The sequence below is a fragment of the Neorhizobium sp. T7_12 genome (assembly GCF_002968535.1).
In the GTDB taxonomy this organism is placed as follows: Bacteria; Pseudomonadota; Alphaproteobacteria; order Rhizobiales; family Rhizobiaceae; genus Neorhizobium; species Neorhizobium tomejilense.
This window is the reverse complement of the sequence record NZ_PVBK01000001.1, coordinates 896325-916373: the sequence shown is the minus strand read 5'-3', so window position 1 is coordinate 916373 and position 20049 is coordinate 896325. Positions and strand designations below refer to the sequence as shown.

The window sequence follows — 20049 nt, the reverse complement described above, 5'->3', positions numbered from 1 at the left end:
TCGCCGCTCCGGTTCTTCGATAGACGCGGGACTTTAGGCATGTCGGATACAAACTCACTTTTGGAAGCCCGGGGCATCGGCAAGGCCTTCCTCGGCATCACAGCGCTCGACGCCGTCGACTTCACGCTCGAGCGCGGCGAAATCCATGCGCTGCTCGGCGAAAACGGCGCCGGTAAATCGACTCTGATCAAGATCCTGACCGGGGTCTATAGCCGCGATCACGGCACCATGCGCCTCGACGGTGCGGAAGTGACGCCGGCCAGCGTCGCGGAGGCGCAAGGCCTCGGCATCGGCACCGTCTATCAGGAGGTCAATCTCCTCGAAAACCTGACGGTCGCTGAAAACCTCTTCCTCGGCCGCCAGCCGCGCCGTTTCGGTCTGATCGACCGCCGCGAAATGCGCCGCCGCTCGAAGGCGCTTCTGGAACGCTACGGCCTCGATATCGACGTCGACGCCCTGCTCTCGTCCTATTCCGTTGCCGTCCGCCAGCTTGTCGCCATCGCCCGCGCCGTCGATCTGTCCGGCAAGGTCCTGGTGCTCGACGAGCCGACCGCGAGCCTCGACGCTCACGAGGTAGAGATGTTGTTTGTCGTCCTGCGCCGGCTGCGCGAGGAAGGCCTCGGCATCATCATAATCACCCATTTCCTCAACCAGGTTTATGCGGTCGCCGACCGTGTCACGGTTTTGCGCAACGGCCGGCTCGTCGGTACCCGCAAGCTGGCCGAACTGCCGCGGCTGGAGCTGATCTCGATGATGCTCGGCCGCGAGCTGCAGCACATCACCCGCGAGCATCAGGCGCAGGAAGAAACCATCGCCTCGACCGCCGAAGCGCCGATCCGCTTCTCGGGCTACGGCAAGCGCGGCAGCGTCGCACCTTTCGATCTGGACATCCGGCCCGGCGAAGTGGTCGGCGTCGCCGGCCTGCTCGGCTCCGGCCGCACCGAGACCGCCTTCCTGCTTTTCGGCATCGACCGTGCCGACAGCGGCACGGCGACCGTCGACAACCAGCAGGTCGCCCTCTCCTCTCCGGAAGCGGCGATTGCCAACGGCTTCGGCTTCTGCCCGGAAGAACGCAAGACGGACGGAATTATCGGCGATTTTTCCGTCGCGGATAATATCGCGCTTGCGGTGCAGGCCCGCCAGGGCTGGGCAAAACCGATCTCCTCGCGGGAAAAGGCAGCCCTTGCCGAAAGCTTCATCAAATCGCTGGATATCCGGCCGGCCGATGCCAACAGGCAGATGAAATTCCTCTCCGGCGGCAACCAGCAGAAGGCGATCCTCGCCCGCTGGCTGGCGACCGGACCCCGTCTGCTGATCCTCGACGAACCGACTCGCGGCATCGATATCGGCGCGCATGCGGAAATCCTGAAAATGATCGAAAAACTCTGCGCCGATGGCATGTCGCTGGTCGTTATCTCCTCGGAACTGGAGGAACTGACCGCCATCGCCCACCGTGTCATCGTGCTTTCCGACCGCAAGCATATCGCCGAGCTCAAGGGCGATCGGGTGACTGCCGACAACATCATGCAGGCGATCGCAGCGCCGGGCCACACGGAGGCAGCATGATGGACCGCCTCACCCGCCGGCTGAAACGACTGGCACCTCAGATCATCGCGCTTGCGGTCATCCTCGCTCTGATCACGGCGGTTGCGCCGGGCTTCCTCAACGTTTCGTTCCAGAACGGCCGTCTCTACGGCAGTTTGATCGACATCCTGGTGCGTGCCGCCCCCGTTGCGCTGTTGACGATCGGCATGACGCTGGTCATTGCCACCCGCGGCATCGACCTGTCGATCGGCGCGGTGATCGCCATCTGCGGTGCAGTCGCCGCGACGCTGATCGCACACGATTATCCGCTGCCGGTCGTGATCCTGATCTCGCTCGGCGTCGGCCTCCTCTGCGGCCTGTGGAACGGCATTTTGGTCGCCCTCCTCGATATCCAGCCGATCATCGCCACCCTGATCCTGATGGTGGCCGGCCGCGGCATCGCCCAGCTGATCACCGAAGGCGTCATCCTCACCTTCAACAATGACAGCTTCGCGGCGCTCGGCTCCGGTTCGCTCGGCGGCATTCCGATCCCGATCCTCATCTGGATCTGCGCGGCACTGATCATCGGCCTGCTGGTGCGCCGCTCCGCACTCGGCTTCCTGATCGAGGCGACCGGCATCAACCGCCGCGCCGCGACCCTTGCCGGTGTGCGCGCTCGCTTCCTGCTGTTCTTCGTCTATGCGATCTCCGGCATCTGCGCCGCCATCGCCGGCCTGATCGTCACCGCCGATATCCGCGGCGCCGATGCAAACAATGCCGGTCTCTGGCTTGAGCTCGACGCGATCCTCGCCGTGGTCATCGGCGGCACCTCGCTGAATGGCGGACGGTTTTCCATCACCGCATCGCTGATCGGCGCGCTGATCATCCAGTCGATCAACACCGGCATTCTGGTCTCGGGTTTCCCACCGGAATTCAACCTGATCATCAAGGCCGGTATCATCATCGTCGTCCTGACCCTGCAGTCGCCGGCGATCATGGCGCTGTTCGGCTTCGTCAAGGCCTCGCGGCGCAAGGGCGAGACCGCATCCCGCGAGACATCCCACAAGGCGGAAGGAACGGTTCGATGATCCATACCCGCAACCTGCCCTTCGTCACCACGCTCGGCATCTTCGTCATCGCCTATGCCCTCTGCGTGCTGCAGTTTCCGAACATGCTGTCGATGCGCGTCATCGGCAACCTTCTGACAGACAACGCGTTTCTCGGCATCGCCGCGGTCGGCATGACTTTCGTCATCCTATCGGGCGGCATCGATCTGTCGATAGGCTCGGTGATCGCCTTTACCAGCGTTTTCGTCGCCGTCCTGGTCGGCTCCCTCGGCGTTCACCCGCTGATCGCCTTTGCGGCCGTCCTGGTCATCTCGACCCTTTTCGGCAGCCTGATGGGAGCGATGATCCGTTATCTCGGCATTCCGCCCTTCGTGGTGACGCTCGCCGGCATGTTTTTGGCCCGCGGTGCTGCCTACCTGATCTCGACGGAATCCGTGCCGATCAGCCACGAGATGATCGACACGATCCAAGGCTTCTACTTCCGCTTCCCGGGCGGCGGCCGTCTGACCATGCTTGCCATGCTGATGCTGCTGGTGTTCGTCGTCGGCGCCTTCGTCGCGGCTCGCACCCGCTTTGGCGCCAATGTCTATGCGATCGGCGGCAGCGAGCAGTCGGCCGAGCTGATGGGTGTCCCCGTCGGCTCCACGACGGTCGGCATCTATGCGCTGTCCGGCTTCCTCTCGGGCCTCGCCGGCATTGCCTACACGCTCTATACCTCGTCCGGTTATTCGCTGGCGACGGTCGGCGTCGAACTCGACGCAATCGCGGCCGTCGTCATCGGCGGCACGCTTCTGACTGGCGGCGTCGGCCTGGTCGCGGGAACGTTCATCGGTATTTTGATCCAGGGCTTGATCCAGACTTACATCGTCTTCGACGGCACGCTGTCGTCGTGGTGGACGAAAATCGTCATTGGCATCCTGCTCTTCGTGTTCATTGTATTGCAGCGCGGAATCATCTGGTATTCAAACCGGCGACTGGCCGAGAGCCGGCTGAAGGAGATCTGAGTGGGACTTCTGGAAACGACGATCAGTGGGCGAAAGCGCCGCAGCAACCACGCGCATGTGGTGGCGGAGCTCGGCCGGGGGATCGTTTCCGGCAAGATCCCGGAAGGCTCCCTGCTGCCCGGCGACACCGAGCTTTCGGCCCGTTTCGGCGTGTCCCGCACGGTGTTGCGAGAATCCATGAAGACGCTCGCCGCCAAAAGGCTGGTCGAAGCCAAGGCCAAGGTCGGCACGCGCGTGCTCGACAAGGCCAGCTGGAACTTCTTCGACTCGGACGTGCTCGGCTGGCGTTTCGAATCCGGGCTGGATTTCGAATTCATCGAGCATCTCGCCGAAATGCGCATGGCGCTGGAACCGGCAGCGGCAGCAGCAGCAGCGCTGCGCGCCTCCAGCGACGACATCGTTGCGCTCTACGCGATCGCCGCGAAATTCGACGATCTCTCCCATACCCCGGAAACCATCGCCAAGGTGGACCTCGAATTCCACCTCGCCATCGCCCGCATGTCGGGCAATCCGTTCATGCGCTCGGCGAGCGCACTCATCGAGGCCGCGCTTGCCATTTCCTTCCAGCTCTCCTCGCCGGCTGCTTCGCCGGAAAAGATCGACGAGGTCGCCACCAACCACCTGAGGATCGCCCATGCGGTCGCCTCGCGTGATCCTGACAGGGCGATCTCCGCCATGCGGCACGTCATCGAGGTCGGCAAGGTCCGCATCGCCAACTCGTTCGAAGTGACCCTGCCGGCCTGAGACAGGTTATCTCGCGTCGAGCGAGATCATCAGGTTGGCGAGCAGGGCGGTGCGCGGCGCAACACTGCTGACGAAGATATGTTCGTTGAACGTATGGGCGCCGGCACCGTCTGCGCCGAGCCCGTCGAGCGTCGGCACGCCGAGCGCTGCCGTGAAATTGCCGTCCGAGCCGCCGCCCGTCGTCATTCCTTCCAGCGCGATGCCAAGACCGCCGGCGATCTCTGCGGCAACATCGAAAAGACGCCTGCCTTCTTCGGTCTGCGCGAACGGCGGACGGTTCATCTGGCCGTCGATTTCGAAGGTGATATCCGGATCGACAGTCTTCATCGCCTCGATCTTGCCGGTGATCTCCCTGGCGATCACATCGTCGGGAACACGAACGTCAACCTGCAGGCGGCATTCCGCCGGCACGGTGTTGCGGCCCGTCCCACCCTGGATCGTGCCGACCGTAACGGTAACGCCGCGTTCGCTGTCGTTGAGCGCCTCAAGCTCCAGAACCAGCCGCGCGGCGCCGCGAATGGCACTGCGACCATCCTGCGGCCTCGTACCGGCGTGAGCGGCATGCCCCCGCACGGTGACATCGTACATGGCGACCCCTTTGCGGGCGACGACGATCTTGCCGCCGTCGCGGGCAGGTTCCACCACCAGCGCATAACCTGCATTCTTCGCCGCCTCTTCCATGAAGGCGCGCGACGAAAGGCTTCCCATCTCCTCGTCGGGCACGAAAATCAGGTCGATCGGCATCCTGCTGCCGTGCCTGACTGCGAGCTTCATCGCCTCGAGCGCCATCAGCGCGCCAGACTTCATGTCGTAGACGCCGGGGCCATAGAGTAGGTCTCGCTCCTGACGCAGCGGCAGCTGGTTGTCGATCACGCCGACTGCATGCACGGTGTCGAGATGCGCCAGTATCAAAACGGTCTTTTCGTTGCTGCCGGCCGGGCGCGGCGAGCGGACCGCCAGGATATCACCGAAACCGAGCGTGCCCGGCACCCGCTCCGTCTCCAGACCGGCTGCCTTGCCGATCGCCTCGACCCGATCCGCCAATACATTGACAGCCGCGGCATTCGGCGTCGGCGTCTCGATCTCGACCCACTGCTTCAACTCGTCGATAAGAGCCTTGTCGTCGATGTCTTTGGCGGAAATGGCAAGCGTCATGGCAATAACCCTGGGCGTTCTTCGGCGGGGATGATGCCGCAGAAGTGCGGCCCGGCCACTATAGTCGGCCAAACCAGGATCGCCAGACCCACTGCCGAGATAGCCGGCAAAAATCGCAGGCGCCGCAGATGGGCACTATGTGACGAGCAGGGCCGGAAGGTTTTCCGTCAGCCTGTCAGTGCTTCGAAATGCTGGAGCATGCGGGCGGCATCCGGCTCCCGGCCGGTGAACAGCTGAAAGGCGCCGACTGCCTGGAAGACGGCCATGCCGCCGCCGTTCAGCACCTGGCAGCCGCGCTGGCTGGCAACGCTTAGCAGCTCGGTTTCGAGCGGGAAATAGACGATCTCCGCGACCCAGTGATGCGGCTGGAGAAGTTCCGGCGGCAGCGGCAGGCCCGGGTATTTCGCCATGCCGGTCGGCGTTGCATGGATGATGCCCGAGACGTCCTGCATCGCCGAAACGATGTCCGATGATGCTTGGATCGAGGCGTCCGGGAAAAGTGCCGACATCGTTTGGGCGAGCTGCTCGGCCCGATCAGTCTCGCGATCGAACACCGTGAGTGCCTTCAGACCGAGGGACAGGATCGCGTAGGCTGTCGCAACGCCTGCGCCACCGGCACCGATCTGAACCGCCGCACTCAGATCGGCGCCCGGCAGACCGCGCCGGAAACTTTCAGCGAAACCCCACCAATCGGTATTGTGGCCAAAACGCTTGCCGTCCTTCAACACCACCGTGTTGACGGCGCCGAGCCCCCTCGCCTCGTCGGAGAGGTCGTCGAGATAGGGAATGACCAGTTGCTTGCAGGGGTGCGTGATGTTGAGGCCAATCAGCCCGCGTGCTTCCGCGTCGTCCAGAAGCTCCGGCAGGCTGCTCGGCGTCAGGCCGAGCAGATTGAGATCGATCAGCTCATACTCGTAGCGAAAGCCTTGAGCTGCGCCTTCCTTCATATGCATGGCCGGCGTCAGCGAGGCCTGGATGCCGGCGCCGATCAGCCCGGCCTTCAAGGGTTTCAGCAATGTCTCGGCCATGGGTATCGCGCCTCGTTTCGGTGGAAGAGCCGGCCCGCCGGGAAGACGGGCCGGCGCGGAAGTTACTTCTTGCGGACGGCGTCCAGTTCCTTGAAGAGCAGCGAAACGGTATCGGCACCCACATCGGCGCTGAACTTGTCGATCAGCGGCTTCACGGCATCGCGGATCTTCTGGGTTTCAGCGGAGTTGAGTTCGGTGACCTGCATGCCGGTCTTCTTGATCTCGTCGAGCGCCTTGGCGTCCGCTTCGCGGGAAACCTTGCGCTGGAAGTCGCGGGCCTCGGTCGCGGCCGACTGGAGAATGCCCTTCTCCTCTTCGTTGAGGCCGTCCCAGAACTTCTTGCTGACCAGCACGATCTGCGGATTGTACTGGTGACGGGTGACCGTCAGGTACTTCTGCACTTCGTAGAACTTGGCGTTGATGATGTTCGCGAACGGGTTTTCCTGACCATCGACCGTTCCGGTTTCAAGCGCGGTGTAGAGTTCCGTATAAGGGAGCGGCACGGCATTGGCGCCGAGGCTGTTGAACAGCTCGATCGGGATCGGCGACTGCAGCGTGCGGATCTTCAGGCCCTTGATGTCTTCGAGCTTGGTGACCGCGCGGCGGTTGTTGGTCAGGTTGCGGAAGCCGAGTTCCCAATAGGCGAGACCGACGAGGCCGGTCGCCGGCAGCTTTTCGGAAAGGCTCTTGCCGAAGGCGCCGTCCATGACCTTGTCGGCTTCTTCCCCGCTGTTGAACAGGAACGGCAGGTCGACGGCGCCGAACGCCTTGACGTTGCTCGACAGGATGCCGGCATTCAGCACCAGCATCTCGACCACGCCGCCCTGCAGCGCGGAGACGGTCTGCACGTCGCCGCCGAGCACGCCGCCCGGAAACAGCTTGACGTCGATCTTGCCGCCGCTCTTCGCCTTGACGATCTCGGCGAATTTTTCCATGCCCGTGACCTGCGGATGGCCCTTGTTGTTGGCGGCCGCGAACTTCAGCGTATGCGCGCGGACTTCGGCGGATGCCGTGCCGGCAAACAGCATCACCGGCAAGGCGATCCCGAGCGCCAGTTTCATCATCTTGTTGAACATGCTTTCCTCCCACTGGTGGCCGGGGTCCCCCACGGCCGGTTGATATGCACTAGGTTGGCAGAAGCTTCCCGGCCTCAGCGCCCGAACCAGGCGACCGGCACGGTCACCAATTGCGGGAAGAGGACGAGAAGGAAGAGAACGATCAGTTCGGCGATCAGGAAGGGCATCACACCCTTCATCAGGTCTTCCATCGACAGCTTGGAGACCCCGCAGATGACGTTGAGTACCGTGCCCACCGGCGGGGTGATCAGGCCGATCGAGTTGTTGATGATAAACAGCACGCCGAAATAGACCGGATCGATACCCGCCTGCTTGATGATCGGCATCAGCACCGGCGTCATCACCAGAATGGTCGGCGTCATGTCCATCGCGGTACCGACCAGGACGATCAGCACCATGATCGCGAGCAGCAGCAGCGTCTGGTTGTCCATCAGCGGCTCCAGCAGCGCGACGAGATCGCCGGGTACGTCGGCAACAGTGATCAGCCAGGCCGAAACCGCGGCACAGGCGACCAGGAACATCACGACCGCGGTGATCTTCGCTGCCGCCACGAAGACGTTGAAGAGTTCGGACGGCGCAAGCTCGCGATAAACGACCATCGAGACGAACAGCGAATAGACAGCGGCGACGACGCCGGCTTCGGTCGGCGTGAACACGCCGAACTTCAGCCCGACGATGATGATGACCGGCAGCATCAGCGCCCAGATGCTGTCGACGAGCGCCTTGACGCGCACCTCGCGGCTCTGTCTCGGAGGCAGTTCGAACTGCTCCTTGCGGGCGACGATCAGCCAGGTGATGCAGAGTGCCAGCGCGATCAGCAGGCCGGGAACGATGCCCGCGAGGAAGAGCTTGGTGATCGAGACGCCGCCGATGACACCATAGAGGATGAAGCCGATCGAAGGCGGGATAATCGGCCCGATGACCGAAGCCGATGCCAGCAGTCCGCCGGTCCGCGCCGGATCATGGCCCGATTTGATCATCATCGGATAAAGAAGCGCGCCGAGCGCGGCGGCGTCCGCCACCGCCGAACCCGAAAGGCTCGACAACACGCAGGCGGCGAAGATCGCCACGAAACCGAGACCGCCGCGCACGTGGCCGACCAGCGCCATGGCGAGATTGACGATGCGCTTCGACAGGCCGCCGGTATTCATCACCTCGCCGGCAAGCAGGAAGAAGGGAACGGCCATCAGCGGAAAGCTGTCGGCGCCGTTCAGCACGTTCTGTGCGACGATCTGGGCGTCGAAGATGTCCATGTACATCATCAGCGCCACGCCGCTGAGGATGAGCGCAAACGCGATCGGCACGCCGAGTGCCATGGGGCCGAGAAGGGCGCCGAGAAAAATGGTGAGCGTCATCAGTCTCTCCTCAGGCCTTGGTGACGGCGGCGGCAACCGCGGCTTCCGGATGATGGTCGAGCGCCACTTCCTCCTCGCTGTCGCGCACCAGTTGGGCAGTCGCGATATCGATGCGGCCGGTGGCCACCTGGAAGGCGTCCCAGAGGATGATGAGGAAGGTCGGAACCCCGAAGGCAAGGCCGGCCCCGTAGAACCAGCCCATCGAAATGCCGGTTGCCGGCATGGTGGCGGGCAGGTTGATCAGCGTCTGCGTCCAGCTTCCGCTGATCAACAGCCATGTGGCGACGAGCATCAGCCCCTGCCCCATTAGCACGGCGATCCTGGCACTTGTCGGCGGCAGCCGCTTCAGAAGCGAATCGACACCGAGGTGGCCGTGTTCGCGCATCGCAACGACGCCACCGAGAAACGTCAGCCAGATGAAGAAGACCCGCGACAGCTCTTCCGAGACGGTGATCCCCTGGTTGAAGGCATAACGCAGCACGACATTGCCGAAGACGAGCACCACCATGCCTGCCAGAAGCAGGGCGATGACGACCTTCAGCGCGAAGAAATAGAAATCGATTATTCGTGTCACTTCCGGTCCTCCCAAGGCTTCCGTCACCGGATGTCGACCAGGGCCACCGCTGATACGGCTGCCCACTCGGTCCTTTGACAAGATAACCTCCGCCGGGACCGCCTCCTCAGGGATCGACCGGCAATCCGGATAAAATGTACGAACTAGTGCGTATGTCAAGCAGCATCTATTGAAAGCCTCACACAGGCCCATTATGACTTTGGAACAAATACGAAAATTCGATGTGGACAATCGGTTGTCCACAAGGCCTGTTTCTGTGAGCATGGCGGACGAAACGGTGAAGGCGGATTCGGGGATGGCGGCGAAACGCGAAAACGGCAGGAAAAACGATCCGCAGCGCACCCAGGAAGACATTCTGGATGTGGCGACGGAGGAATTCACGACCCATGGCCTTGCCGGCGGCCGCGTCGATGCGATCGCGGAGAAGACCCGCACCTCGAAGCGGATGATCTATTATTATTTCGGCAGCAAAGAGGGGCTCTATCTCGCCGTTCTCGAGCGAGCCTACCGCAAGATCCGCACGCTGGAAGAGGACCTGCAGCTTTCCAACCTTCCGCCGGAACAGGCGCTGCGGGTGCTGATCTCGACAACCTTCGAACATGACGAGGCCAATCCGGAATTCGTCCGGCTGGTCAGCATCGAGAACATCCACCACGCCGCACATATGCTGCGGTCCGAGGCGATCCGCGACCTGAACGTCTCGGTCATCGAGACCATTGCGGCGATCCTCGATCGCGGCGTCGCGGCCGGTGTATTTGCCCGGCAAGCCGACCCGATCGACATTCACATGCTGATCAGTGCCTTCTGCTTCTTCCGCGTCTCCAACCGTTATACGTTCGGCACGATCTTCCGCCGTGACCTTTCGGAACCGGCGACCATGGAGCGCCACAAGGGCATGATCGCCGACGCGGTGATCAGCTACCTGAAGACTTAATGAACCGCCCTGTCGGGACCGGCCTTATCGGGATGGGCGTTGGCGAAGGGTTTCAGTTCGGCGCAGCGGTCGGCGATCCCGACAAGTTTCGGGCAGGCCGAAAGATCGACGCTCCACCGTCGGGCGTTGTAGACCTGCGGCACGAGGCAGATATCCGCCATCCCCGGCCGGTCGCCGTGACAGAATGTGCCGGTCGAAGGGGAAGAGAGTAGTATCTCGAAGGCTGCAAGCCCTTCGCCGATGAACTTCTGCATCCAGGCCAGCCGGGCGTCGTCGCCACCGCCGGTCATCGATAAGACATGGCCGACAACGTGCGTGTTGCAGACCGGATGGATTTCCATGGCGATGACGTAGGAAAGCGCCCTCACCCGCTGCCGCCCGACGACATCGCCCGGCAGGAAGGCGCCGCCGCGCGTCTCGTCGAGATATTCGATCACCGCCAGCGACTGCGTGAAACTGTGGCCGTCGATTTCCAGCACCGGCACCAGGCCCTGCGGGTTACGGGCGAGATGTTCCTGCGCCCTGTGCTCCTTGGCGAGGATGTCGACCGGAACCGTGCGGAATGTTTCGGCCGCCATGTTGAGGGCGATCCTCAGCCGGTAGCTCGCCGAGGACCGCCAGTAATCGTAGAGGACCGTATCGCTCATCCTGCCTTCTCGTATCTCGTCACGGTCTGTTCGATCGCACCGAAGATCGAATGCCCCTTGTCGTCCTTCATCTCGATTCGCACCGTATCCCCGAAATGCAGGAAAGGCGTCTTCGGAACGCCGAAGTTGATCGTCTCGATGGTGCGGATTTCGGCGATGCAGGAATAACCGGCTCCGCCATCGGCCACCGGCTTGCCGGGACCTCCGTCGAGCTTGTTGGAGACCGTGCCCGAACCGATGATCGTGCCGGCAATCAGCGGCCGCGTCTTCGCCGCATGGGCGATCAGTTGCGGGAAATCGAAGGTCATGTCGACGCCGGCATTGGCCCGGCCGAAAGGCTTGCCGTTCAGATCGACCTTGAGCGGCAGGGAAAGCTTGCCGCCATCCCAGGCCGAACCCAGCTCGTCGGGCGTGACCGCGACCGGAGAAAAAGCGGAGGATGGTTTCGACTGGAAGAAGCCGAAACCCTTGGCGAGTTCGGATGGGATCAGCCCGCGCAAGGACACGTCGTTGACGAGAAGCACGAGACGGATCGCCTCCCGCGCCTCATCCACAGAGGCCCCCATGGGCACGTCGCCGAGGATCACCGCGACCTCGCCTTCCATATCGGCACCCCAGGCTTCGTTTTCGAGCAGGATCGGATCGCGAGGTCCGAGGAAACTGTCGGACCCGCCCTGGTAGATCAGCGGATCGGTCCAGAAGCTTTCCGGCATGTCGGCATTGCGCGCCCGGCGCACCAGCTCGACGTGATTGACGTAAGCCGATCCGTCCGCCCACTGGTAGGCACGCGGCAGCGGCGATGCGGCATCATGTTCGTGGAAACGGATGGTCGGCTGCGAACCGGTCTCTATACCCTCCGCGACCCGTTCAAGCCGTGGACCGACATAGTCCCAGTCGTCGAGCGCGGCCTGGAGGGTGCGGGCGATATGGCCGACCTCCGAGCACTGGGTCAGGTCTTTCGAGACGACGACCAGGCGGCCGTCGCGGGTGGAATCCTTCAGTGTCGCGAGCTTCATGAATGAGTGTTTCCCGTTTTATCGTTGGTATTGCTCCCAGAATGTGTGGAGATCGCGCAAGAAGGCAACCGTTATGTGGCGCCGCCTCACTTGATCCCCGGCGTACCGTCGAACTTTCGCTCGAGGCCTGACCAGCAATCCACGTAATTGTCCTGCAGCGTCTCCAGTTCAGCCGCGTATTTGGTGAGCTGCTGCGGGAAACGGGTCTCGAACATGAAGGCCATGGTGTTGTCGAGCTTGACGGGTTTCAGCTCGCCGTTCGAGGCCTTCTCGAAGCCGGTGAAATCCGGTCCGTGCGGCAGCATCATGTTGTGCAGGCTCATGCCGCCCGGCACGAAGCCCTCCTCCTTGGCATCGTAGCGGCCGTAGATCAGGCCCATGAACTCGCTCATGATGTTGCGGTGATACCAGGGCGGACGGAACGTGTGCTCGGCCACCAGCCAGCGCGGTGGGAAAATCACGAAATCGACATTGGCGGTTCCCTCCTCTCCCGAGGGAGCGGTGAGAACCGTGAATATCGACGGATCGGGATGGTCGAAGAGAATGGCGCCGACCGGCGAAAAGGTGCGCAGGTCGTATTTGTACGGTGCGTAATTGCCGTGCCAGGCGACCACGTCGAGCGGCGAATGGCCGATCTCGGTCAGATGGAAGGAACCGCACCACTTCACCTGCACGCGGCAGCGCGTCTCCTTGTCCTCGTAGGCCGCCATCGGCGTCTTGAAATCGCGCGGATTGGCAAGGCAGTTGGCGCCGATCGGCCCGCGATCGGGCAGCGTGAATTTGGCGCCGTAATTTTCGCAGATATACCCGCGCCAGACCTTTTCCTCGCCGAGCCGGGTCACCTTGAACATGGTTCCGCGCGGGATGATGCAGATCTCCGAAGGCTCCAGATCCATCTTGCCGAGCTCGGTGAAAACGCGGATCGACCCCGTCTCCGGCACGATCATCATTTCGCCGTCGGCATTGAAGAAATAGTCGTCCACCATGTCGGTGTTGAAGACATAGACATGCGCCGCCATGCCTGACTGGGAGAGCGCATCGCCCGCCGTCGTCATCGTGCGGATGCCTTCGAGGAAGTTCAGCTTCTCCGTCGGCGCCGGCACCGGGCTCCAGCGGAGCTGGCCGAGCGCCAGCGAATGTTCGGCGATGTGAGGTGCCGTCTTCCACAGCGGATAGTCGATCTTCGTGAACCGGCCGGTATGGCGCACGCTCGGGCGGATGCGATAGAGCCAGGAACGCTCATTGGTGCCGCGCGGCGCGGTGAAAGGCGAACCGGAGAGCTGTTCCGCATAAAGCCCGTAATTGCATTTCTGCGGGCTGTTCTGCCCCTGCGGCAAGGCACCGGGCAGGCTCTCTGTTTCGAAATCGTTGCCGAAACCCGGCATGTAGGCAAGCGTTTCGGCATTCGCCCCGGTAAATTGCGTGGCGTTCGGATCGATCTTGTCCAGCATGGCTTGTTTCCTCCCATGATGACGATATGGTTGCAAACGTAACCATCAATTTTGTAACCATCAACGCCCGATCAACGTCATGACGACCGATAGTTTCGAACTCGAACAGTTCCTCCCCTACAGGCTCAACCGCGCCGCCGAATTCGTCGGCCTGCGCTTCGCCGCCCATTACAAGGCGAAATACGGCCTGACCCGGCCGGAATGGCGCACGCTTGCGGCGCTCGGCAGTTCGGGCCGCATGACCTCCAAAGCCGTTGGTGCGCATTCCTCCATGCACAAGACCAAGGTCAGCCGTGCCGTCTTCGCGCTCGAACAACGCCGCTGGCTGAAGCGCAGCCAGGACGATGCGGACCGCCGGGTCGAGCATCTGGAACTGACCGCCGGCGGGCAGCAAGCCTATCGGGAGCTGATCGAGCTCGCCCGCCGCTATCAGGCCGAACTGGAGGCGGAACTCGGTGGGAGTGGCATAGAGGCTCTATCGACCGGTCTAGCGGCAATCGAGCAGGTCATCCGCCGCTCGGGCAAAGGGAAACCGCCGGAGCCGGACGAACTTCAAGCCTTGGCGGGCTTTTGAATCGGAATCCCACCAAAATCCTTCAACACGCTGAGAACGATCGATGTTTTGACATGCTGCACGCTCTCGTGCGGCAACAATATGTCGTTGACGAAATGGGAGAGGCCCGCGAGATCGCGCGTCACCACCTTCAGGTGATAGTCCATCTCGCCGGTCAGCGAGAAGCACTCCAGCACTTCCGGCAGGTCCTCGACAAGGCGTGCGAACCGCTTGGCGTTGTCCCGGTTGTGGGTGGCGAGCGTCACGGCGATCACCACCAGGAGGTCGAGGCCGAGTTTCTGGCGGTTGAGATGTGCCCGATAGGTCTGGATGAACCCCTCGCCCTCGAGCCGCGCCCGGCGGCGCGAACATTGTGACGGGGAGAGCGCGACGAGTTCCGACAATTCGTTGTTGGTCAGCCGTCCGTCGGTCTGCAGATGGCTCAAGATCTTCAGGTCATATCCGTCCAGCGCGTCCATCGTGCATGAAACCCCTCACATCCGCACATTTCATGCACAAATCGAGCAGAACCTCGCCAAGATTGCAAGCACAATGCGCCTCTCCTGCATCATCATGATGATCAAATGACAGGAGGAGTTTGCCATGGGTCCTTTCCCGCACGACGCACCGGTTTCCGAGATCACCACTGACAACCCGGCAGGCACCGACGGTTTCGAATTCGTCGAATTCGCCCATCCGGAGCCGCAGAAGCTGGAAGAGCTGTTCACCCGCATGGGCTACAGGCCGGTGGCGAAGCACAGGACGAAGAACATCACCGTCTGGCGCCAGGGTGACATCAATTACATCGTCAATGCCGAGCCGGGCAGCCATGCCATGCGCTTCGTCGATGAACACGGCCCCTGCGCGCCGGCGATGGCATGGCGCGTCGTCGATGCCAAACATGCCTTCGACCACGCGGTCGCCAAGGGTGCGACGCCTTATGAGGGCAAGGACAAGACGCTCGACGTGCCGGCCATCGTCGGCATCGGCGGTTCGCTTCTCTATTTCATCGAGACCTACGGCGAGAAGGGGTCGGCCTATGAGGCCGAATTCGAGTGGCTGGAGACACGCAACCCCAGGCCCGAAGGCGTCGGTTTCTATTACCTCGACCACCTGACCCACAACGTCTATCGCGGCAACATGGACAAGTGGTGGGACTTCTACCGCGAACTCTTCAATTTCAAGCAGATCCACTTCTTCAACATCGACGGCCGCATCACCGGCCTGGTGAGCCGGGCGATCACCTCGCCCTGCGGCAAGATCCGCATCCCGCTGAACGAGTCGAAGGACGAGACCAGCCAGATCGAGGAATTCCTGAAGAAGTACAAGGGCGAAGGCATCCAGCACATCGCGGTCGGAACAGACGGCATTTACGAAGCGACCGACAAGCTCGCCGAAAACGGGCTCAAATTCATGCCCGGCCCGCCGGACACCTATTATGAAAAGTCCGGCGCCCGCGTGCATGATCACGACGAACCGATCGACCGCATGAAGAAACACGGCATCCTCATCGATGGCGAAGGCGTGGTCGATGGCGGCACGACCAAGATCCTGCTGCAGATCTTCTCGAAAACGGTGATCGGCCCGATCTTTTTCGAGTTCATCCAGCGCAAGGGCGACGAAGGGTTTGGCGAAGGCAATTTCCGCGCCCTCTTCGAATCCATAGAGGAAGACCAGATTCGCCGCGGCGTCCTGAAGCCGCAGCAAGCCGCCGAATAAAAGAGCGGCTCCGGAGGGCGCGAGGCCCGGCGGTCATCCCGCCGGGTTTTTCGTGCCGGAAGCTCTGCCGGTTCAGGGTTTGATCGGGAAAACCTCACCATGGGTGGCAACGTGGAATTCGCCTTCCGGCGTCACCCAGCCGCGGAACATGCCGTCCGTGTTGTAAGGCGCGGTGATCGAACCGTCAGCGCCGACCGCCACCAGCCCAGCCCCGATATCGTGCTGCTTCAGGTCCTCCTGGATGACCTTTGCGGCGGCTTTCTCAAGGCTCTCGCCGAGATAGGAGACGCGGGCCGCCACTTCATGGCCGACGGCATAACGCATGAAATATTCGCCCTTGCCGGTGCCGGAAACGGCGCAGGCGCCGTCGCGCGCGTAAGTTCCGGCGCCGATGATCGGGGTGTCGCCGATCCGGCCTTCCGGCTTGTTGTTGTAGCCGCCGGTCGAGGTCGCCGCCGCCAGATGCCCGGCGCTGTCGAGCGCCACCGCACCGACCGTGCCGTGCTTTTCCGACTCGCTGGCTTTCGCCGCTGTACCCGCCGCCGCATGCGCCTTCATCGCCGCCAGCGCCTTGATGCGGCGCTCGGTGGTGAAATAGTCCGGCTCGACCATGTCGAGCCCCGCCTCGCGGGCGAAATCGTCGGCCGCATCGCCGCCAAGCAGGATCGCATCGCCCTTTTCCATGATCTTGCGGGCCGCCTTGATCGGATTGCGGATACGCCGAACCAGCGTCACCGCGCCGGCTTCGAGCGTGCGGCCGTCCATGATCGAGGCGTCGAGCTCATGTTTGCCGTTGGTGTTGAGCGCTGCGCCGTAACCGGCGTTGAAATGCGGCGAATCCTCCATGACGACCACGGCCGCCTGCACCGCGTCGAGCGCCGCACCGCCTGCCGTCAGGATTTCCCAGCCGGCTTTCAGCGCCCGTCCGAGATCGACGCGGGCAGACGCCCATTCCTCGTCGCTCAGGTCGAGCTTTGCCATGACGCCGCAGCCGCCGTGGATCGCCAGCGCAATCTTTCCCATCGGTCCTTCTCCCCGTCCGAACTTGAAGTTTTCAGAAAAAAGGCCGGGCGAGATGCCCGGCCGGTAGCTCGTAGGTGGGGGATGGCCTATTTCGCCGGGCGGATGTTCATTGCCAGCGTGTCCTCGTCGGAACGGGGAACGATGGTGATGCCCTTCTTCATGCCCCAGGCCGAGACGGTCGAAGCGATCGCCAGATAGGGCCGATCGGTCGACACCAGCGCATTGGCGTCCATCAGGAATTTTTCGCGCTTCTTGGGGTCCATCTCGACAGCGGCGTCCTCGATCAGCTTGTCCATCGTCTTGTTGACATAGCCGCGAAGGTTGAAGGCGCCGAGCTTGGTGGTCGCATCGTTGCTGTGGGCCAGCGAAGACAGCGTATAGTTCGATTCACCCGTCAGCGTGCCCCAGCCCGACATGGTCATCGAGTAGTCGCCGCGCGTGTTGGCCGGGAAGAAGACGGCGCCCGGCTGAGAGTTCGCTTCCACCTGGATGCCGACTGCGGTCAGCATCTGGGCGATCGTCGTGCCCACATCCTTGTCGCCCGGCAGGCGGTCGTTGGTGAAGGAGAAGGTCACCTTGAAGCCGTTCGGATATCCGGCTTCGGCAAGCAGCTTCTTGGCCTTTGCCGGATCGGCCTTGGTGGATTTGACGTTAGGGTTCCAGCCGAAGATGTTCGGCGTCACGAGTTGCGACTGGACGGTGCCCATGCCCTCCATGGCGATCTCGGTGACCGTTTCGCGGTCGATCGCCAGATCGAAGGCTTCGCGCACCTTGGGATCCTGGAAGGGGTTCTTGGGCAGCGGCGAGCCGTCCTTGGCGCTCACCTGCGGCGGCTTTTCACGGAAGTCGAAGGCGATATTGAAGAGGTAGACGCTATTCTGGCGCACGACGGTAAGCTTGGTATCCTTCTCCAGCGTCGGGACATCGGAAGCCGGGATGCGCGAGATCAGGTCGACCTGGCCGGCTTTCAGCTGCGCAACGCGGGCCGCATCATTAGGGATCTCCTTGCGGGTCACCTTGTCCCAAGGCTCCTTTGCGCCCCAGTAACCGTCGAACTTCTGCAAAACGAGCTGTTCCTTCGGCGTCCAGGAGACGAACTTGTAGGGGCCGGTGCCGATCGCCGCCTTGCCGGAATTGAAACCCTCCGAAGCCTTGTCGGCATTGGCGGAAAAGTCCTTGGCAGCCGTGTGCGACACGACGAACAGGCGGATGAAGTCATTGGGCAGGTTCGGCGCGGCACCATCGGTCTTGATGCGGATCGTCAACGGATCGACGATCTCGATACCTCGGACGCGGCGCACATAGATGGTGGTCGGGTTCGGGCCGGTGACTGCCGGAATGCGCTCGATCGAGAACTTCACGTCCTCGGCGGTGAAGTCGGAGCCGTCGTGGAATTTGACGCCGGGGCGGAGCTTGAACTCCCAGGTCGTATTGTCGATGGCGGTCCAGCTGGTCGCAAGCCCAGGCTCGAGTTCGAGGTTGTTGCCGGATTTCACCAGCGAGTCATAGATATGCTTGACCGCTTCGGCGTGGGTGCCGGCGGCGGTGAAATGCGGATCGACCGACAGCGGGCCGGCGCGCACGCCGATCATCAGGTCGGCGGCAAGTGCAGCACCCGAAACGCTGCCGAGCAGTACGGCGGCGAGAGCCGCTGTGCGGAATGTCTTGAGAATAGTCATTCTTCGTTCTCCTCTATATTTATCATTGGGGGCCAGTTGGGTGAGTCCACGACGACTTTTGCCAGCAACTCGGAGAGCATCAGCTTTTCGGCAGGCGTCAGCCCCGACAGCATGACCTTTTCGCGCTCCACCATCGGCTGCATGGCTTGATCGACGATGCGCTTTCCTTCGTCCGTGATGAACAGGACGAAGCTTCGAAGATCCGCCGCGTCGACCTCGCGCCGGATGATGTTCTTGTCGATCAGCTTCTGGATCGCCCGGCTCATCGTATTCTTCGGGAAACCCGAGGAGCTGCTGATGGCACTCGCCGTCAGGCCGTTCGAAAGGCCGAGCGAATAGAGAACAACGAATTCCGGCCGGGCCAGCCCATACTCTTTTTCGATCCAGCGATAGATCGGCTCGTTGAACTGCAGCGCCAGGAAATTGATGCGGAACGAAAGCCAGCAGGGGTTCTGCCACAGCTTCACGGAGACCAGATCATCGACGCCATGACTGCCGGCCGCGGCCTTGCCACCCTGCCTGAGGAGCGCATCGAAGGATGAGATTTCCATTTGCAATGCCGTCAGCTCCCGCAGAAATCCCGGCCCGGATTTTGTTCCGTATGGAACTTGACGGTAGCTTATTTGGCTGTCAATCTCTTTTTTTAGTTCCGTATGGAACTTTGCATTTGATCGGCGCAGCGCCTGTCAAGGCACATTTTTTGTGCTTTTGTGCGAGATTGTGATTAGTTTTTGCGCGTCACGCGCATCGCATGGAGATTTCATGAAGATCGCGGATATGAACTGGATGCAGGTGGAGGAACGGGCGGCTGAAGACGACCGTTGCGTGCTTCCGATCGGCAGCGTCGAGCAGCACGCCTATCTCAGCCTCGCGACCGACATGATCCTTGCCGAAAAGATCTCGCTCGACGCGGCCGAGCCCCTCGGCATCCCGGTTTTCCCTGTCGTGCCCTATGGCCTCGCCTCGTCGTTTGCGACCTTTCCCGGCACCCTGACGTTGACGCTCTCCACCTATATCGGCGTGATCCGCGACTTGATGGATAGCATCCACCGTTCCGGCTTCCGCCGCATCCTGATCGTCAACGGCCACGGCGGCAATACGCCGGCGACAGCCGTCATCTCCGAATGGCTGAATGCCCATCCGGACAGTTCGGTAAAGTTCCATGACTGGTGGCGAGCGCCGCGGACCTGGGCAAAGGTTCAGGAGATCGATCCCGCCGCCTCGCACGCTTCCTGGATGGAAAACTTCCCCTGGACCCGTACGAAGGACCAGCGTCAGCCGACAACCGCCAAGCCGAAAGTGGATTTCGCCGGCCTTGCCCAGGTCGGTGCGGGCCGCAAGCGGAAACTGCTCGGGGACGGAAACTATCACGGCCTCTACCAGCGGCCCGACGAGGACATGCTGGCGATCTGGGACGTGGCGGTCGCCGAAACCCGTGATCTTCTCGAAAACGACTGGCACTGACGGCGAGGCACCCTTCAGGGCGCCTCGCCCTACGAA

At 62.2% G+C, this 20049-nt stretch carries 20 protein-coding genes; 8 read left to right on the top strand and 12 right to left on the bottom strand.

Annotated elements, in window-relative coordinates; translation table 11 throughout:
* Positions 1-39 precede the first annotated feature (39 nt).
* From C5J26_RS04625 to C5J26_RS04610, 4 genes are read left to right on the top strand one after another with little or no spacing between them, the layout of a single operon-like run.
* Positions 40-1566: a sugar ABC transporter ATP-binding protein gene (locus tag C5J26_RS04625; protein ID WP_105400688.1), complete on the top strand. Its 1527-nt coding sequence runs from the start codon at positions 40-42 to the stop codon at positions 1564-1566.
* On the top strand, positions 1563-2612 hold the full coding sequence (locus tag C5J26_RS04620; protein WP_105400687.1) for an ABC transporter permease: 1050 nt from the start codon (positions 1563-1565) through the stop codon (positions 2610-2612). The genes C5J26_RS04625 and C5J26_RS04620 overlap by 4 nt, the downstream gene beginning before the upstream one ends.
* Positions 2609-3595: a galactofuranose ABC transporter, permease protein YjfF gene (yjfF, locus tag C5J26_RS04615; RefSeq protein WP_105400686.1), complete on the top strand. Its 987-nt coding sequence runs from the start codon at positions 2609-2611 to the stop codon at positions 3593-3595. The genes C5J26_RS04620 and yjfF overlap by 4 nt, the downstream gene beginning before the upstream one ends.
* On the top strand, positions 3596-4339 hold the full coding sequence (locus C5J26_RS04610; protein WP_105400685.1) for a FadR/GntR family transcriptional regulator: 744 nt from the start codon (positions 3596-3598) through the stop codon (positions 4337-4339).
* Positions 4340-4345: 6 nt separating this feature from the next.
* Here the strand turns inward: C5J26_RS04610 and C5J26_RS04605 are convergent, their stop codons facing one another.
* The 5 genes from C5J26_RS04605 to C5J26_RS04585 all read right to left on the bottom strand — a co-directional run bounded on the left by C5J26_RS04605 (position 4346) and on the right by C5J26_RS04585 (position 9527).
* Positions 4346-5494: a M20 family metallopeptidase gene (locus C5J26_RS04605; protein WP_105400684.1), complete on the bottom strand. Its 1149-nt coding sequence runs from the start codon at positions 5492-5494 to the stop codon at positions 4346-4348.
* A 167-nt stretch (positions 5495-5661) separates the two neighbouring features.
* Positions 5662-6522 (bottom strand): shikimate dehydrogenase, encoded by an 861-nt coding sequence (locus C5J26_RS04600; RefSeq protein WP_105400683.1) that lies wholly within the window; start codon positions 6520-6522, stop codon positions 5662-5664.
* A 62-nt stretch (positions 6523-6584) separates the two neighbouring features.
* Positions 6585-7598, bottom strand: coding sequence for a TRAP transporter substrate-binding protein (locus tag C5J26_RS04595; protein ID WP_105400682.1), 1014 nt, complete (start codon positions 7596-7598; stop codon positions 6585-6587).
* A gap of 74 nt (positions 7599-7672) precedes the next feature.
* Positions 7673-8953, bottom strand: coding sequence for a TRAP transporter large permease (locus C5J26_RS04590; RefSeq protein WP_046633353.1), 1281 nt, complete (start codon positions 8951-8953; stop codon positions 7673-7675).
* A gap of 10 nt (positions 8954-8963) precedes the next feature.
* Positions 8964-9527, bottom strand: a complete 564-nt coding sequence (locus C5J26_RS04585; protein ID WP_105400681.1) for a TRAP transporter small permease — start codon at positions 9525-9527, stop codon at positions 8964-8966.
* Between the two features lie 295 nt (positions 9528-9822).
* Between C5J26_RS04585 and C5J26_RS04580 the strand changes: the two genes are divergently transcribed.
* The gene (locus tag C5J26_RS04580; protein ID WP_105400954.1) at positions 9823-10461 is read left to right on the top strand and encodes a TetR family transcriptional regulator; all 639 of its coding nucleotides are present in this window, start codon (positions 9823-9825) and stop codon (positions 10459-10461) included.
* Here C5J26_RS04580 and maiA read toward each other — a convergent pair.
* The 3 genes from maiA to hmgA all read right to left on the bottom strand — a co-directional run bounded on the left by maiA (position 10458) and on the right by hmgA (position 13575).
* Positions 10458-11108 carry a maleylacetoacetate isomerase gene (gene maiA, locus C5J26_RS04575; RefSeq protein ID WP_105400680.1) on the bottom strand — a complete coding sequence of 217 codons (651 nt, stop codon included), beginning with the start codon at positions 11106-11108 and terminating at the stop codon, positions 10458-10460. The genes C5J26_RS04580 and maiA overlap by 4 nt on opposite strands.
* Positions 11105-12124, bottom strand: a complete 1020-nt coding sequence (locus C5J26_RS04570) for a fumarylacetoacetate hydrolase family protein (protein WP_105400679.1) — start codon at positions 12122-12124, stop codon at positions 11105-11107. Before C5J26_RS04570 ends, maiA begins: the two co-directional genes overlap by 4 nt.
* Before the next feature lie 86 nt (positions 12125-12210).
* Complete coding sequence (gene hmgA / locus C5J26_RS04565) at positions 12211-13575, bottom strand: homogentisate 1,2-dioxygenase (RefSeq protein WP_371681884.1); 1365 nt, start codon at positions 13573-13575, stop codon at positions 12211-12213.
* 79 nt (positions 13576-13654) lie between these two features.
* On the opposite strand from hmgA, the gene C5J26_RS04560 reads away from it, so the two are divergent.
* The gene (locus C5J26_RS04560) at positions 13655-14149 is read left to right on the top strand and encodes a MarR family winged helix-turn-helix transcriptional regulator (RefSeq protein WP_105400678.1); all 495 of its coding nucleotides are present in this window, start codon (positions 13655-13657) and stop codon (positions 14147-14149) included.
* On the opposite strand, the gene C5J26_RS04555 is transcribed toward C5J26_RS04560, so the two are convergent.
* A complete protein-coding gene (locus tag C5J26_RS04555; protein WP_046599717.1) occupies positions 14128-14607 on the bottom strand; it encodes an Lrp/AsnC family transcriptional regulator in 480 nt (159 codons plus the stop codon). The genes C5J26_RS04560 and C5J26_RS04555 overlap by 22 nt on opposite strands.
* A 124-nt stretch (positions 14608-14731) precedes the next feature.
* On the opposite strand from C5J26_RS04555, the gene hppD reads away from it, so the two are divergent.
* On the top strand, positions 14732-15847 hold the full coding sequence (gene hppD / locus C5J26_RS04550; RefSeq protein ID WP_105400677.1) for a 4-hydroxyphenylpyruvate dioxygenase: 1116 nt from the start codon (positions 14732-14734) through the stop codon (positions 15845-15847).
* Positions 15848-15919: 72 nt separating this feature from the next.
* On the opposite strand, the gene C5J26_RS04545 is transcribed toward hppD, so the two are convergent.
* The 3 genes from C5J26_RS04545 to C5J26_RS04535 form a co-directional block, all read right to left on the bottom strand.
* Positions 15920-16870 (bottom strand): isoaspartyl peptidase/L-asparaginase family protein, encoded by a 951-nt coding sequence (locus C5J26_RS04545; RefSeq protein WP_105400676.1) that lies wholly within the window; start codon positions 16868-16870, stop codon positions 15920-15922.
* Between the two features lie 86 nt (positions 16871-16956).
* A complete protein-coding gene (locus tag C5J26_RS04540; RefSeq protein WP_105400675.1) occupies positions 16957-18549 on the bottom strand; it encodes an ABC transporter substrate-binding protein in 1593 nt (530 codons plus the stop codon).
* Positions 18546-19100, bottom strand: coding sequence for a MarR family winged helix-turn-helix transcriptional regulator (locus tag C5J26_RS04535; protein WP_245440353.1), 555 nt, complete (start codon positions 19098-19100; stop codon positions 18546-18548). The genes C5J26_RS04540 and C5J26_RS04535 overlap by 4 nt, the downstream gene beginning before the upstream one ends.
* A 211-nt stretch (positions 19101-19311) precedes the next feature.
* Between C5J26_RS04535 and C5J26_RS04530 the strand changes: the two genes are divergently transcribed.
* Positions 19312-20013, top strand: coding sequence for a creatininase family protein (locus C5J26_RS04530; RefSeq protein ID WP_105400673.1), 702 nt, complete (start codon positions 19312-19314; stop codon positions 20011-20013).
* Positions 20014-20049 lie beyond the last annotated feature (36 nt).